The organism is Paenibacillus ihuae, from assembly GCF_001368795.1.
Lineage (GTDB): Bacteria > Bacillota > Bacilli > Paenibacillales > Paenibacillaceae > Paenibacillus_AQ > Paenibacillus_AQ ihuae.
In genome coordinates this window covers 2997651-3013956 of the sequence record NZ_LN831198.1, presented here as the reverse complement: position 1 = coordinate 3013956, position 16306 = coordinate 2997651, and the positions used below count along the sequence as shown (strand labels likewise).

Sequence of the window (16306 nt, the reverse complement as noted above, 5' to 3'; positions counted from 1 at the left end):
CGGGAGGATGGTGTTCATTCCGGCATGTTCTACGCCTACATCGATGGCGGTATTTCCTCAGGGGCCGGCGTATACCGTTCGACAGACGGAGGGCTGACGTGGAAGCAGACCACATTTCGCCCGCCGGATCATGTGTTAACACTTCCGCACCTCAAAAACTGGATTGAAGCAGAGCTCCTGTCCGTGGTCGTCCATCAGGTTAAGAACGCGTGCGGCGCTAATCAGCTGCTGGCTGCAGACCCCTTCCGGGCGGGGCATGTACTTACGGGGGAGTGGAGCGAGGGAATTTGGCGTTCCGCCGATGGCGGTGACACCTGGGAATCCATTGGAGCGGGGCTCCCTTTTCAACTAAGGGGTCCAGCCTCAGTGCTGAATGCGTTAGCCTATTCTGCCACTCGCAGCGGGACACTGTACGCCGGGTTTATTTCGGAAGGATTGTGGAGCAGCCCCGATGATGGCAAGAGCTGGAGCAAGCTGTTCCCGGCGGGCACAGCCGAGCCGTTCAATGTTTCCGCACTGGCTGTGGGCAAGGTTGACGGGGGAAGGGATCTGCTGATTCTGGCCAGCGAGCCGATGGTTCGCACCCTGACTGAATCCAAGGTGGTGTGCAGCCGGGATGGCGGAATCACTTGGGAGACGTGGGCAGATGACTCACTTGGTGCAGTGCGCTGGAAAGGCATTGCTCTGGATTGTGACAGCAGGCAGGTACTCGCCGTAACCTGCGGCAACGGGGCGTTCCGTACAGAAATAAGCCAAGAATAAATTTGCGAATTGGATAAACTCTATTTAATGAATCCCGATGAACCTGGAATCAGAATAGAAGTTGAATACCTCCAGCTGATTTATAAAGTACCGCTGATTGAGGGCTGTACATGAGCAATTAGCTGGAGGAAATCTGTCTAATAAAGATTGCATGGCTAATCCCCTAAATAGAAAAATTCATAAGTTCGCTCTATATATAGGCACTTTTCGTCCAGCCTAACGGAATATATATAGAGTAATCGTCTATTGTATCCTGTCCCGACATATGCAGTGTTCTCCCGCTATCCTTCGATCTGAAACCTTCTATCACCATTCCTTATCGAGCATGAATTAGTCGTTGCTCCAGCACAGTTTTCGTTGCTGGAGATCCTTGTTGACCACAATAGAAAACGCTTACATTTGATGAGCCGGACGATTGAAAGGTCGTAATCCAACCGGCTGAAATTCAAATGGAGGTTTGATCCAAGTGTTTGCACGAACGGGCAAAAAATGGTTGTATGGCTGGCTGGCCGCCGCTCTGTTTGTTGCATCGATCATTGTGCCTGCTGCGCCTTCGCGGGCTGCAGGGGAGAATCTGCTGAGCAATCCGGGGTTTGAATCAGGGGACGCTGGATGGGAGAAGTGGGGCAGTCCGGTTGTGGTGACAAGTGAGCAGCATGGGGGAGAAAAAAGTCTGCAGGTGAAACGTAATACGGGCGGAGCATCAGCGTCAGTGGCGGTACAGCAAGGCAAAACCTATCGAGTCGGGCTATGGGTGAAATTCGCCGGGACAGGGGTAACGAGCGCATCGGTCGATATGGATATCTTCGGCACGCAGCAAGGTAAGCAGGTCCTGCAATTCTCGGGTTCCACCAGCTGGGAATACCGGCAGCTGCTCTATACACCGGCTCCGGGAGTGCAGTATATCCGCCTGTCCTTCTGGAACAGTACAAGTAAAGACTATTACATTGATGACGCGGTCATCCGGGAGAATGTGGATATTGAACGGCCGACCATACCCGGCGCCTGGCAGACCGAGCGGGAGCCGGATTCACTGAAGCTGACCTGGTCCGGGTCGACTGATGATATGGCGGTAGATTCCTACCAGCTGTCTTACAAAAAAACAGATGACCCTGCCTGGACTGTAGTGTCCGTACCTCATCAGGCTACTGTTACGGAGTACACCTATACACTGGGCAGTCTTGAACCCTTTTCAGTCTACGCCATTATGCTGCGAGCCAGGGATGCCGCGGGTAACTTCTCCGATTCACGCATGGGGCTTGAAGCAACCCCGGGTGCCAATCTTGTGGCAAATGGAGATTTTGAGAGTGGTCTGATTTCCCCATGGAAACAAAAAGGGACGGTTTCGACCGTAACCTATGACACCTATTCAGGTCAATATGCAGCCCGGCTCAATCCGGAATCCTTGCTTCAGTCGGGGAAACTATCCGCTGACACCAGCAGTTATCTGTTGTCTTACTGGAGCAAGTCTGCGGCCGCGCAGCCTGGCAGCCTTACAGTAAACCTTATTGTCTATCAAGATAGCGGAAAGACTCTGCTTCCGGTCACAACCAGTGCCGCTTCGGGCTGGACGCGTACTGTGCAGCAGCTGAACACCGGAAGCAATACCGAATTCCTGCGTCTGATGACTGCGAATGTTACAAGCGCGAATATCCTGCTGGATCAGGTATTTGTTGGCGCAATGCCGCAGCTTCCGTCAGATCTATCCCCCGGTGCTCCGGCAGGCTTGGCAGCCGGTAACATCGACGGCGTATCTGCGGAACTGGAATGGGCAGCTTCTAATGGCCCCTTTGGCGTGAAGTCTTACGAAATTTCTTACAAAAAAGCCGCTGCCGGCACATGGTCCAGCCTCTCTATTCCCGCTATTAACGGGAATCCGCTATACACGTACAAACTGGAAGGCTTATCGCCTGAAACCTTGTACGATATTTCCGTAAAAGCGGTGAGTGAAGGGACTGCTGTTTCCGCGGCAAGCACGCTTCAGCTGACTACGCTGAAGATGCATCCGGTCAATCCGGGGGCTACCGAGGCCACGAAAGCACTGCTGGACCGCTTATATGCGTCGGTAGGAAATGCTGTTTATACGGGACAGCATAACTATTACGAAGAGCCGTCGAAGTGGTATGACACCGCTGCAGAGCTGACCGGCTACTATCCCGCTCTGTGGGGTTCGGATTTTGCTTACTATACCGGCGGAGACCTCGGCGAATTACGCCAGGCCATGATTGACGAGGCGATCCTTAAAGGTCAGAACGGAACGATGGTCACACTGACTTACCACGAGCCGCGGCCGATGGACCCGGCAACTGCCGGCTGGGAAAGTGTTACGGGAGATGTAACGCTGGCTGAGATGACGGATATCGTCACCCCCGGCACGGAACTGTATAACCAGTGGGCGGCACAGATAGACGAGGTGGCCGGATACCTGGAGCAGCTAAGGGACGAGAATATTCCGGTCCTGTGGCGGCCGTATCATGAGATGAATGCCGAGTTTTTCTGGTGGGGGGCGCGGCCGGAGCTGTTCAAGCAGCTGTGGAACAATATGTACGACCGGCTCACCAATATGCATGGGCTGAATAATTTAATCTGGGTCTGGAGCCCGAATGCGGAAAGCTCCTGGGCTTATGATTCGGCTCCATATTATCCCGGCCATGACAGGGTTGACGTTCTGGCTATGGATATTTACAACAATGACTACCGCGATACGTATTACAGCAAACTGGTTCAGCTCAGCGGCGGCAGACCGATTGCCATTGGCGAGAACGGTGAGCTGCCGGACATGGAAATGCTGCAGAGCAAACAATCGCGGTATGTGTATTTCATGACGTGGTCGCAGTATTTGACCGATAAAAATTCGCTTAGCAGCATCCAGTCCCTTTACAGCCATCCCCGTGCCTTGAACAATGGGGAAACGGGTAACGGGCCGTACGTTCCACCGCCTGCAGACAGCTACCTGATCGATGATTTTGAGGGCTACGGCGGATCCAACGGGGATCTGCGAAACAAATGGCAGCGCAATGTCTCCGGCAATGCGGCGACGGTTACGCTGGACACGTACCACCTGAGCGGAGGCAGCTACGGGCTGAAGCTGGATTACACCGTGGGTAATCCCGGCTACGCGGGCGTTTACCGCAGCATGGGCAAGGAGTGGCCGGGAATGGAAGCCATATCCTTCTGGCTGCAGCCGGACGGATCGAACCGGCAGCTGGCTGTGCAGTTCCATGAGACGAACGGGGAAGTTTGGGAGGCCAGCCTGAAGCTGCAGGGTACTGAGCCGGTGCTGGTGACTCTGCCATTTACAGTGTTTGCCCGGCCGGGCTGGTCTACCGGAGGCAACGGGGTGATTGATCTCGGATCCATTAAGGAGTTTGCCTTCTACATTGCGCAGGGCAGCGGCACACCGGGCAGCGGAACGCTTTATATCGATGACATCAACGCTGTCAAACTCCCTGACGAACCGGAATAAGCAGCGATTTTCCGGGAAACAAGGGATCGTTGCTGAACCACATTTTTCGTTGGCGGCGGTACTGGTACGTCCTTCCTGCTGGGCATAAGATGAAAGTGTAAAGCAAAGACACAGGAAGGATGACAACCGTGCAGATCGAACGAAGGGTGCTTCAAACGCAGAAAGGGAGTTCTGATTCCTGGTGGTCCAGGTGGATCAGGCAGTGGGATTTACAGCTGATGGTGGTGCCGGCGCTGATCTTCATCCTTATCTTCAGTTATCTGCCTATGTACGGGGTACTGATGGCTTTTCAGGATTATCAGCTGTTCGGCGGTTTTTTTAACAGTCCATGGGTCGGGCTTAAACACTTCGAAGCGTTTTTTGATTCGCCTGACTTCTGGACGGTTATGCGCAACACGATTGTCATCAGCCTGCTCAAGCTGCTGTTTGGTTTTCCGGCCCCGATATTGCTGGCGCTTATGCTGAATGAGGTGCGGCAGATGATGTTCAAGCGGATCATTCAGACGGTCAGCTATCTGCCGCATTTTCTCTCCTGGGTAATCGTTGGCGGGTTCGTCGGTTCGATGCTTTCGACTGATAATGGAAGCGTTAACATGTTGATGATGAGCCTTAATCTGACGAAGGAGCCGATCAGTTTCTGTCCGTGCCGGAATATTTCTGGGGTATTTTGGTCGCTACGGGAGTATGGAAAGAAATTGGATTTGCGGCAATTGTCTATCTGGCAGCGATCGCCGGTATAGATCCGCATTTGTATGAAGCCGCTTCCATTGACGGGGCGAGCCGTTTTAAGCAGATTCAGCTGATTACGCTGCCCTGCATCCGGCCGGTGATCATCATCTTCATGATTCTGGCTGTGGGCAATATTCTGAACGCCGGATTCGAGGATATCCTGATTCTGGCGACGAACCCGATTCTGCGGGATGTGTCCGATGTGATCGACACGTATGTCTACCGGATGGGGATTTTGAACAGCAGGTTCTCCTATGCGGCGGCGGCAGGATTGTTCAAGGCGGTCATTAGCGTCAGCCTGCTGGCAATTGCGAACAAGGCTGCAAGAAAAATGGGTTCAAGCTTATGGTAAGCAGCAGAGAAGCAGGCACAATTCACATTCACACAAAAGGCTATTCTTTTGTTACAGTCTATGGGGAAGCGGGGAACAGGTTATGATGAAGCTGACGCGGGGCGATAAGGTGCTGCAAGTAATGATTTATATCCTGCTGCTGCTGCTCGGCTTCGTCACCCTGTACCCTTTTTGGAATTCGCTGGTCATATCCTTCAATACGGGGGCGGACACGGCCTTCGGCGGCATTACGTTCTGGCCGCGCAGTCCGACCCTCGACAATTATGAAGTGGTCTTTCATGACAGCCGGATCGGCCAGGCTTTTCTGGTCTCTGTGCTGCGGACGGTGGTGGGAACGGTGCTGTCAGTGCTGTTCACGGCCATTCTCGCTTACGGGCTGTCGAGGCAGGAGCTGCTGGGCCGGAGATATTATATGGTGTTTTGCGTCATTACGATGTACTTCAGCGGCGGGCTTATTCCAACCTTCCTGCTGCTGCGCGAATTTGGCATGATGGACACCTTCTGGGTGCTGGTGATTCCGGGATTGATCAGTGTCTATAACATGATTATTTTCCGGACTTTTTTTCTGGGGCTGCCCGCAGGGCTGGCCGAGTCGGCGCGGATTGACGGCTGTAATCATATCGGTGTGCTGCTCCGCATCGTACTGCCGATTTCAGGGCCCGTTGTGGCAACCTTAGCACTGTTCACGGCAGTCTGGCACTGGAATGACTGGTTCTCGGCCAGCATTTATATCAATGATCCGAAGCTGATTCCCATTCAGACCCTGCTGAAGCAGATCCTCAATTCCAATATTGTCACGGATCAGCTGCAGTCTATCGGGACCAATGCGGCGGCGCAGGACCGGCAGGCGATGATGAAGTCAGTGACAACCAAATCGCTGATTATGGCCACGACAATGGTGGCAACGCTGCCGATCATTATGGTTTATCCGTTTCTGCAAAAATATTTTGTCAAAGGTGTGCTGATAGGCTCACTCAAGGAATAGCCGCATTACTGTGTATAGTAAGTATAAGAGAGGGGTTATTCATTTGGAGCGTAAAAAGAGCTTGCCGCTGATATCGGCTGTATTGGGTTTCGTGCTGCTTCTGTCCGGGTGCGGAGGAGGCAATAGTAATGCCGGTGTGCAAAGTACAATGGAACCAACCAAAGCACCGGCGGCTGCTACAGAGACGGCTGCTCCCGCAGAGACGGCAGAAGCCACAGCTGCTGCAACAGGAAGTACAGTGAAACCGGTCACCTTCAGTTATTACAGCAATTATGACTGGGATACGACGGAGCCGTGGGGGAAGGATTCCACCACGGCCTGGATCCGGGATAATCTTAAGGTTAATATGACAGCCGTGCAATCAAGCGGGGCGGCAGAAACCAAGTTCAGTACGATGATCGCCTCAGGCAGCCTGCCGGATGTCATCATGATGGACCGGGGTGCGAATGTAGAAAGGCTGCGGCAGGCAGGTCTGCTGGTGGCGCTGGATGAATATCTTGATAAATACCCTAATCTGAAAAATAACGCCGGTGAAGCGACGCTCGGTATGCTCCGCTCGGATGACGGCAAGCTGTACCAGTTCCCGAACTGGTATACGTCAAGCCCGAACGGGAATGGCGGCTGGATCGTCAACCGGAAAATCTATAAAGAGCTCGGCTCGCCGAAGCTGGAAACCTATGATGATCTCTATGCTTACCTGAAGCTGGTAAAAGAAAAATACAGCGATGTTATCCCGCTTGAGATTGGAGCCAAGGGACGCGGGCTCGAAACGATGTATGGCGGCTTTGCCGAGAACAAACCTTACCTGGCCAAAATCAATCCGGTAGGCAATGAGCTGAAATCGATTTTTGAGGATCCTGTGTTCATTGAGAGTATGCAGTATGCCAGCAAGCTGTTCCGTGAGAAGCTGATCACCCAGGATGCCTTCACGCAGACGGGCAATCAGGTAACTGAGAAGCTGGTGACAGGCCGGGTGGCCGTTTATGCGGACGGCGATGTGGTTAATCCGGGCCGGGATGCCAACAATGCCTTGCGTACGGTGGATCCGGAGAGCGGATACGACATTATCTGGCCGATTCATAAGGCGGGACTCGATCCTGCGAAGATTACACCGAACAATTACAATTCCCTTGGCTGGAATGTACTCGTCATTACCAAGAAGGCTAAAGACCCTGAAGCGATTTTCTCGTATCTGGACTGGTTAACCGGCGAAGAAGGGCAGCGGATTATTAACTTCGGACGGCAAGGTCTGTATTGGGATGAGACAGATGCCGACGGTGTACCTATTCTGAATGAGAAGGGGCTGAACACCCCGCAAGCTGATAAGGACAAAGAAAGAATCGGCCGGTTCAACTGGGTTGGCAACACGACCTTTATTGATCAGACCAAAGCCAAGATGGATGCCCAGCTGCCGGCAGAGAAGCAGAACTGGACTACACTTGCCCAGCAGAAGGTGACCTGGAAAACTTCCAGAAATTTCACAGAGTTTGTGAATCTTGATCCGCTGCCTGATTCCGAGGAGGGTACGATTGCCTCCGCCGTAAACGATATTTTCCTTGAGGCGTATGCCAAAGCACTTTATGCAAAAAGTGATGAGGAAGTGCTCTCCCTGTTGAAAAAAGCGGGCGAAGATGCCGATAAAGCCGGTTATGCGAAGCTGCTGCAGTTCCAGACCGAAAGATGGCAGAACAATCTGAGCAAGATGAAATAACGCTAGAGTCTGATGGAGACGTGGGGTATACTGAAGCCAAGTGTACCCCTTTTAACTAATAAATGTAAATTTAGTTGAAGTCTGAACAGCATTAGCATCAATGGGGCAGAATCTTTGGTTTCATCTAAACGGATTACAAGGATGGGATGAAATGTACAAGGTGCTGCTGGTGGACGATGAACTGCTTGACCTGGAGGGACTGAGGCGTTTCATGAACTGGGAAGCGCTCGGAATGTCCGTATGCGCTACGGCAAGCAGCGGATTTGAAGCAATGGAAATGCTGGAGAATAACACTGTTGATATTGTTGTCACCGACATCAAAATGCCGATTATGTCAGGAATGGAGCTTGCCCGCAGAGCGCTGGAGCTGAACCCGAAGCTGAAAATCGTGTTTGTTAGCGGCTATGAGGATTTCCAGTATGCCAAACAGGCGATCTCCATGAGTGCCTCCGGTTATGTGCTAAAGCCGGTGGACGATGAAGATATGCGCAGGACACTGGAAGAAGTCAAGCTGTCCCTGGACCGGGAGCAGGTGAATACCCATCTCCGGCAGTACATTTCCGATTCAGAGCCGCTGCTCAAGCGGGAACTTTTCAAGCAGCTCCTGGACGGAAGGCCGGATGAAGAGAAGGTGCTGCAGATGCTGCAGCGGATCGGAATATCCTGGCATGCTGCCAGCCTATATACAGCGGTGCTGGAACCGGATGATTTGAACTGGAAGCTGAACGGCTACGGGGATGCCGTGAAGACGGGTATCGAGCAAAAGCTTGATACGGCAGTTGCGCAGTTTTGCGCCGGGGAACGGATTCAGGCCTGCAGGCTGGATCGGTTCCATTTTGCATTCATTCTGGATAAGAGTTACGACAGCGGAAGGCTGCAGGGGCTAATTCATCAGGCGGTCAGCGGCACTCTGCTTACGGTCACAATCGGAATCGGTCCGGTTGTAAACCGGCTGAGCGAGCTGCATCAGTCGTTTCAACGGGCAAAGGAAGCGCTGGGCCTGAAGCTGTTCCTGGGCAAAGGCAGGCTGATCCACCACACCGATGCCAAGGAGCCGATTTCAGCTAATGCACGGGATCTGGATGGCATTCTGCAGTCCCTGTTTCAGGCGGTGTCCTCTTACCGGCTGGTTGATATTGACGATTGTAATGAAGAACTGTTCATCTGGGTGGGCAAGATGGAGACAAAGCTGGAGATCTATCAGCTGATCCTGCATATTGTTTCGCAGCTGGACGCTTATCTGCATACGATTAACGAGGATTTCTACCTGCTGCTGGGGCTGGACCGGAAGCAGCTGGGTATTCTGTATCACCTGGAGACGACTCAGGATATGAAGTCCTGGCTCCGCCGCCGGATGTTCGAGCTGTCCGAACGGCTGCAGCGCAAACGCCAGGGCAAGAAACGCAAGCTTGTTGAAGAAATCGAAGCCTATATTGAAGAGCGTCTGGAGCATAATGTGATGCTGCGGGATGCCGCAAACCATTTTTCCTTCTCACCCAACCATCTGGGGCAGATTTTCTTCGAGGAGACGGGTATTTATTTCTCGGATTATGTCTCCTTGAGACGTCTGGAGCGGGCGAAGCAGCTGCTCGGCGATCCTAAACTGAAAGTCTATGAAGCCGCAAACAAGGCCGGCTACAAAAACCTGTCGCATTTCAGCAAGCAATTCAAGGAACATTATGGTGTCAGTCCGGGCGATTACCGGAGACATCTGTAACATGCGGCGCATACTGAATATGCCCTTTGGTTATAAATTGATCTTGCCTTATGTGCTGTGCCTGCTGCTCGCTGTAGGTACGGTAGGGGGGTTCGCCTATACGAATTCCGTGAACTCGCTAAAAGAGAAAACGCGGGAGAATATTCAAGGCACACTCCAGCAGATGCGTGATAACATCCGTTATCACACGGACAATATCGAACGGATATCCAATATGCTGTATTACAATTACAGTCTGCAAAACGCACTGCGCCGCTACGATCAAGGCTGGTACAGCTATGAGACGATGACCAAGACACTGATGCCGGCGCTTGAGAATCTTCTAAACTATACGGGGAGTAATATAGGCTTATCCGTCTATCTTCAGAACGACAGCCTGTCTGAGGTCTTCTATTATGACAATGGCCAGAATCCGCTGCTCTCGACTAAGCGGTACGAAATTTTTCATCTGAAGCGGATTGAAGCGGAAGCCTGGTACCGGGAACTGAGGCTCTCTGAAACCATGGCGGGCCAAAGGTTCTGGCGGCAGATTCTGCGCGATGAGGCGAATGGCAATATCTCGCTGCTGGAGCGGATGGATGATGTACAGCGCGGCAAGAGTATTGGCATGATCCGGATTCGGTGCAGATCAGCGATCTGCTGGACGCCGTGGATTACCGTAAAATTGGCGGCTACAGCACACTGCGTGTGGTTGATGGAACCGGCAGGGTGGTCATAGAATCCTCACCGGAAACTGCGGCTGGAGAGAGCGGCAGTATGGAGCGAAACCGGCTGCTGCTGAGCGAGCCGCTGGATGGACTGGGCTGGGAGCTGCAGGCCTATGTTCCGAACAGTCTGTTCGATGAAAGTGCGGATAAGGTGCGAAGAATGACCCTGCTCGTCTGTCTGGTCAGCGCGATTGTACTGGCTGGACTCGGAATCGGGGTGTCGAGTTATTTTTCGAGGCGGATTCAGAAGATTGTAGGCTCGCTGAATGACTTCCGGGACGGGGATTTTCAGAAGCGGATCAGTTATACGGGCAACGACGAGCTGGGACAGATCGCTGCAGCCTTCAACCGGATGGGCAGCAACATCGAAGAACTGATTCACCGTAATTATGCTGTAAGCCTCCAGAAAAAAGAAGCAGAGCTGGAATCACTGCAGGCACAGATCAACCCCCATTTCCTCTACAATACCCTCTCATCCATCAGCAGGCTGGCCCAGTTCGGCGATGTTCAGACGCTGCAATTGCTGGTCCAGGAGCTGGCCAAATTCTACAGGCTTTCCTTGAACCGGGGTGAAATACTCACGACAGTAGGCAAGGAAATTGAACATGCGAAAGCTTATATTGCCATTCAGTGTATTAAATACGGTGACCGGATGAATGTCTATTACGACATTGATCCTGAAGTGCTGGAGTACACGACCGTCAAACTGATCCTGCAGCCGATGCTGGAAAATGCGCTGGAGCATGCCTGGTTCGGAAGCACCATCGGCATCCGGCTGGTGGTGGAGAAGTGCGATTCGGATATCGTATTCAAAGTCATCGATACCGGTGTCGGTATGAAAGCTGAGACGATCCAGCAGATTCTGGACCCTGACGGTCCCCGGATCGGCTATGGCATCCGCAACGTCGATTCACGGATTAAGCTGCATGGCGGCAGCCGCTACGGCGTCGTCATTGGCAGCCGTACCGGGATTGGCACCTGTATCCAGATCACTATTCCCCGCCGGATGTAGCGGCTCGGCTGCCTTATCCGCGCTAAAGGAGTTTCGGTCCATTTGAAAAAATCGATAGTCACGGAAAAGTATGAAATTACTCTGGAAGGCGGTTCTACAGACTTTGAAACCGCACTTTCACTGGAACAGCTAGAGAGCGGAGTACAAGTCGTGACGCTTAGGCTTACGGCGGCTGTTCCGGCGTTGCCTCCTAAGCTGTCCTTTACTTGGAGCTGTAAGGCAATAGATGTCCAAGGTCTATGGCATCCGGCTGCAGAGCGCAGCCGGGGGCTGATACCGGACTGGTGGGAAGGTTTTGCCTCCAGATCGGCATCCTCCGCGCCTGTCGTCTGTCTTTACGGCAACCGTGGCCACAATGTGCTGAGTTTTGCCTGCTCGGATGTCATGAACCTGCTGAAGCTGCATGCGGGTCTGAATGAAGAGACGGCCAGTTTTCACTGCGCTGTCACACTGTTCTCTGAACCGGGTCCGCCGCTGGCCTTCTATGAAGCCCGGCTGCGGCTGGATTCCCGCAGAATTCCGTACTTTCAGGCGCTGGCAGGTGTAGCGGACTGGTGGGCCGGCTTCCCCGGCCATGAGCCTGCCCCTGTGCCGGACACGGCCCGGGAGCCGATGTATTCCACCTGGTATAGCTTTCACCAGCAGCTGACACCGGAAGCGGTGGAAGCAGAATGCAAACGGGCAGCGGAGCTGGGCTGCAAGGCGGTCATTGTGGACGACGGCTGGCAGACATCGGATGCCGCCCGCGGCTATGCCTATTGCGGAGACTGGAAGGCCAGCGCCAGCAAAATACCCGATATGAAGGCTCATGTCGCAGCAGTGCACGAGTCGGGGCTGAAATATATGCTGTGGTATGCGGTTCCGTTCATTGGCAGGCACAGCGGAGTATGGGAGAGATTCAAGGACAAACTGCTATATTACCACGAAGGCTTCGGTGCAGGGGTAGCCGATCCGCGTTATCCCGAGGTGCGGGAATATTTGACCGGTATCTATGAGCAGGCGCTGCTGGAGTGGAATCTGGACGGGTTTAAGCTGGATTTCGTTGACAGCTTCTACGCACTTCCGGAGGATGCTGCGAGGACGGACGGCGGACGTGACACGGCCTCTGTTCCTGTGGCTGTTGACTTACTGCTGGGCGGAATTATCACCCGGCTGCGCCGCTTGAAGCCGGACATTCTGATCGAATTCCGCCAGAGCTATACGGGCCCCTTGATGCGCAAATACGGCAATATGTTTCGGGCGGGAGACTGCCCGAATGATGCGGTCCAGAACCGGATCAAGACGATAGACATCCGGCTGATCTGCGGCAATACTGCGGCTCATTCCGACATGCTGATGTGGAATTTGGAGGAGTCTGCCGCGGGTGCTGCGCTTCAGTTTATCAACATCCTGTTCGCTGTGCCGCAGATTTCCGTCCGGCTGGCAGAGCTGCCGCAGCCACACATGGAGATGCTGATCTTTTGGCTTGGGTTCTGGCGCGGGCACCGGGATGTGCTGCTGGAAGGCAGTCTTGAGCCCTGGCATCCCGAGCTGCTCTACCCGCTGGTCATGGCCCGGAATTCCCGGAAGCTGATCGCCGCCGCCTACCTGGATATGGTAATTTCCTTATCCGGTGAGCTTCCCGAAGAAGTGCTGGTGGTGAACGGAACGCTGCTTACCCGGCTGGTGCTGGAGCTGGACAGGGACGCCGGGCAGCGGCGGGTCATGATCCGCGATTGCCAAGGGAATACCGTTTCACAGGTTTTGGCGGAGATGGGCAAAGGGATTCATGTACTGGAGGTTCCGGCGGCCGGTGTGATCTCAATTCAGGAAGTTGTGACCTGATTTTATTCATGCTTATGTTATAATACTTCCAATATACACATATGGCAGCGCACTTTCCAGAACGGATCGTACGGCCGGAAAGGTTGAGGAAAGATGCAGATAAGCAAAACGAATGCCCTGCGGATGCTGGACGCCAAGGGCATCAGCTACGAGGTCCATTTATATGACAATGAGGATGGAGCCGTCCACGGCACAGCGGTTGCCGAGAAAATCGGTAAGGCACCGGAAACGGTCTTCAAGACGCTGGTCTCGCACAGCGGGCAGAACCTTTATGTATTTGTCATTCCCGTAGCTGAAGAGCTTGATCTGAAGAAGGCCGCCAAGGCCGCCGGGGAGAAAAAAATCGAGATGCTGCCGATGAAGGATCTGCTGAAATGGACAGGTTATGTCCGGGGCGGCTGTTCTCCTGTCGGGATGAAAAAGCTGTATCCGACCTTTATTGAGCACACCGCGGAAATTCTCGACACGATGGCCGTCAGCGCAGGTAAAATCGGCATGCAGATGGAGCTGGGCCCCCAGGAGCTTGCTGACATGACCGGAGCCGTATTCTGCGAGCTAATCAAATAATACCGGTATAGAAAAAGCAGTGGCCCGAAGATTCTCCGGAGCCACTGCTTTTTTTGCTGCTTTTTGTTAGAACGACTCAAAACCGGGCCGCCAAAAGCCCCACGTATTCTTTCAGTGCCAGTCCGGTACTTTGCAGTGCACTCCCCGAGGGAGCGAACTTTCCGGGATACAGTGCCGTACCCCGGCTGGCAGTATAGTCTGTTGGATAGGCGAGCGGATCCAGTCCAGCCTCATGGAACTGTGCCATCGCCCGGGACATATGAAAGGCAGATGTGACCAGAATAGGCTGGCGGAGCCCCAGCTCCTTCAGGAGTGCAGCGGTATTTACGGCATTCTGCTCCGTATTAAGCGACTGGTTCTCCGTTAGAATGTCTGCTTCCGGAATCCCGAGGCCAAGCAATTGCCGTTTCGCGGTATCGGCCTCGTTGCCGCTGTCGCTGAACACCTGTCCGCCTGAGAATAAGACCGGCAGTCCGTTTAGACGGTACAGCCGAACTCCGGTGAGCAGACGGTTGGCGGCTGAACCCAGCAGATTGCCTTCACCGTCGATATCGGGAGTGCCGGAGGTTGCGCCTCCGCCCAGCACCACAATCACATCGCCGGTAATATTGGCAGGCTGCTCGTAATTATTCTCCAGGCTGCGGATCAGCGCGTCGCCTACCCAAGGAGTCATCGAGAGATAGAGCAGCAGCGTTACGGCTGACAACACGATGGCCTGACGGCGACTGCTACGCCACAGCCAAATGACCAATGCTGCCAGCAGGACAATAAACAGGCCTGGCGGCAGAATGAAGCTGTAGGCAAATTTAATAAGATAAATCAGCAGGATCAACCGCCCTTTCCTAGGATATAATCTCTAGCCGTATTGTACCATGAAGTAATTAGCAGGTGCTTCTGGATCTGGGGAGGCGGGAATCCGGTACGGCTGTACATTTACAACAGATTGAGCGGGTCTCTGCCGGCCGATTGAACGGTTTTGCGGTATTGCCGGGGAGTGACTCCTGTGATTTTTTTAAAGACCGTGTTGAAAGAATCCATGTCGCGGTAGCCGACAGACTCGGCAATCAGCTGGACCTTCTGCTTGGAAGTCCGCAGCAGCTCACAGCTCTTCTGAATCCGCAGGTTCTGCAGGTAGGAGCCAAATGGCTGTCCGGTATGGGTGCGAAACATGCGCTGTAGATGTCTTACGCTCCATTTCGACATTTCCGCCAGACCCGCCAGCGTAAGCGTCCCGGAGAGGTTGTTATCCAGATAGTGGATAACCGCAGTAAAGTCAGAACTCTCTGCCGCAGATTTGTCTACAGGAGCTATTATCGTTCTGTATACTGTAACAATCAATTCGCTCAGCAGGGCAATTAGCATGGTTGCGGAACCCTCTCTGTATCCGGAGCCTTCGCGGTATAAACTCAGCATCAGGCGCTCGATAGTCCCCTTATCATCGAAAACGGAAAAGTATGGTGAGTCGCTCCTCCCGAGTCTCCCCAGATGCTCGCGGATGCGGGGCTCCTGCACAATAACGGAAAGACGATCGACCATATGACCATCAAACAGACAATTATAGACAATTAGGCGGTTGCCGTGGGCCTCGGTCGTAGCAGGACGGAACACATGCGACACGCCCACCGGTATGACGAAGAGCATGCCCTTTTGCACAGGAAAAGTATCCTGTTCGATATGATGAAACCCCCGGCCTTCTGCTACATAACAATATTCAATAAAATCATGCGCATGAAAAGGAACAGCGAAATCCTCCGTCGCGCGGTTGACCAGCAGATGCAATTGATTCTGCAAGAAAGTATCGCTTGTGAACAGTTCGGCTTTTCGCTGCATGGAAATCCTCCTCCTGCAAAATGGCCTGATTACCGGGAGGTTATGGCCTGAATGCCCGTTAATGTAAGCGGTAACGCAGCTATAATTATAAGACAAAGAATGTTTTATAGCTAATAAGGGAGGAATCATACCTATGTTGTGGGTCACAAAACTCCGCTGCGAGTATAAGGAAAACCCGCTTGGCCTTGATGTGCCGGCACCAAGAATCAGTTGGCAGCTCCGCTCCGGCGGCTGGAACTGTTCACAATCGGCTTACCGGATTCAGCTTGCCCGGGATGCTGCCTTCCAGATGATCCTATGGGATTCTGCAAAAGTACAGTCCGCACAGTCCGTGCATGTTGAATTGACGACGCTGAAGCCGGAGGCCTGTACGCGGTATTATTATCGTGTTCAGGTATGGGATCAGGAGGGGAGCGGGTCAGCATGGTCGGCAGAAACGGCTTATTTTGAAACGGGCCTGCTGGCTGAAGGGGCGTGGCAGGGGGATTGGATCAGCGCCCCTGCAGCTTGTTTTGCCCAGGATGCTGAGGCATGCCCGCTGCTCCGTACGTTCGTACAAATCGATGGGACTGTGGCCAGGGCCAGAATATATGTTACCGCACTCGGTTTATATGAATTGCAGCTGAACGGCAGCCGGGTGGGAG

At 53.3% G+C, this 16306-nt stretch carries 12 protein-coding genes and 1 pseudogene; 11 read left to right on the top strand and 2 right to left on the bottom strand.

All coding sequences use genetic code 11. The features are described 5' to 3' along the window. From AQR02_RS13665 to ybaK, 10 genes and pseudogenes are all read left to right on the top strand, one after another. A partial coding sequence (locus tag AQR02_RS13665; RefSeq protein WP_425339976.1) for a WD40/YVTN/BNR-like repeat-containing protein occupies nt 1–762 on the top strand: 762 nt, incomplete at its 5' end. A gap of 466 nt (nt 763–1228) precedes the next feature. Continuing rightward, nucleotides 1229–4228, top strand: coding sequence for a glycosyl hydrolase (locus tag AQR02_RS13660; RefSeq protein WP_054940967.1), 3000 nt, complete (start codon nt 1229–1231; stop codon nt 4226–4228). 218 nt (nt 4229–4446) lie between these two features. After that, nucleotides 4447–5309, top strand: a pseudogene (locus AQR02_RS13655) (ABC transporter permease). 82 nt (nt 5310–5391) lie between these two features. Then, nucleotides 5392–6294 (top strand): carbohydrate ABC transporter permease, encoded by a 903-nt coding sequence (locus AQR02_RS13650; protein WP_054940966.1) that lies wholly within the window; start codon nt 5392–5394, stop codon nt 6292–6294. A 37-nt stretch (nt 6295–6331) separates the two neighbouring features. Further along, entirely contained in the window at nt 6332–8005 is a 1674-nt protein-coding gene (locus AQR02_RS13645) for an extracellular solute-binding protein (RefSeq protein ID WP_425340012.1), read from the top strand. A gap of 151 nt (nt 8006–8156) precedes the next feature. Beyond that, a complete protein-coding gene (locus tag AQR02_RS13640; RefSeq protein WP_054940964.1) occupies nt 8157–9722 on the top strand; it encodes a response regulator in 1566 nt (521 codons plus the stop codon). Nucleotide 9723: 1 nt separating this feature from the next. Then, the gene (locus tag AQR02_RS13635; protein ID WP_054940963.1) at nt 9724–10440 is read left to right on the top strand and encodes a cache domain-containing protein; all 717 of its coding nucleotides are present in this window, start codon (nt 9724–9726) and stop codon (nt 10438–10440) included. Further along, nucleotides 10344–11441, top strand: a complete 1098-nt coding sequence (locus tag AQR02_RS13630) for a sensor histidine kinase (protein ID WP_209444155.1) — start codon at nt 10344–10346, stop codon at nt 11439–11441. The genes AQR02_RS13635 and AQR02_RS13630 overlap by 97 nt, the downstream gene beginning before the upstream one ends. 42 nt (nt 11442–11483) lie before the next feature. After that, nucleotides 11484–13265 (top strand): glycoside hydrolase family 36 protein, encoded by a 1782-nt coding sequence (locus tag AQR02_RS13625; RefSeq protein WP_082451841.1) that lies wholly within the window; start codon nt 11484–11486, stop codon nt 13263–13265. A gap of 93 nt (nt 13266–13358) precedes the next feature. Then, a complete protein-coding gene (gene ybaK, locus AQR02_RS13620; protein WP_054940960.1) occupies nt 13359–13832 on the top strand; it encodes a Cys-tRNA(Pro) deacylase in 474 nt (157 codons plus the stop codon). 76 nt (nt 13833–13908) lie between these two features. Here the strand turns inward: ybaK and AQR02_RS13615 are convergent, their stop codons facing one another. Then, the gene (locus tag AQR02_RS13615) at nt 13909–14655 is read right to left on the bottom strand and encodes a YdcF family protein (protein WP_054942099.1); all 747 of its coding nucleotides are present in this window, start codon (nt 14653–14655) and stop codon (nt 13909–13911) included. Between the two features lie 110 nt (nt 14656–14765). Continuing rightward, a complete protein-coding gene (locus AQR02_RS13610) occupies nt 14766–15662 on the bottom strand; it encodes a response regulator transcription factor (RefSeq protein WP_054940959.1) in 897 nt (298 codons plus the stop codon). 133 nt (nt 15663–15795) lie between these two features. Between AQR02_RS13610 and AQR02_RS34230 the strand changes: the two genes are divergently transcribed. Beyond that, a partial coding sequence (locus tag AQR02_RS34230; RefSeq protein WP_245237416.1) for a glycoside hydrolase family 78 protein occupies nt 15796–16306 on the top strand: 511 nt, incomplete at its 3' end.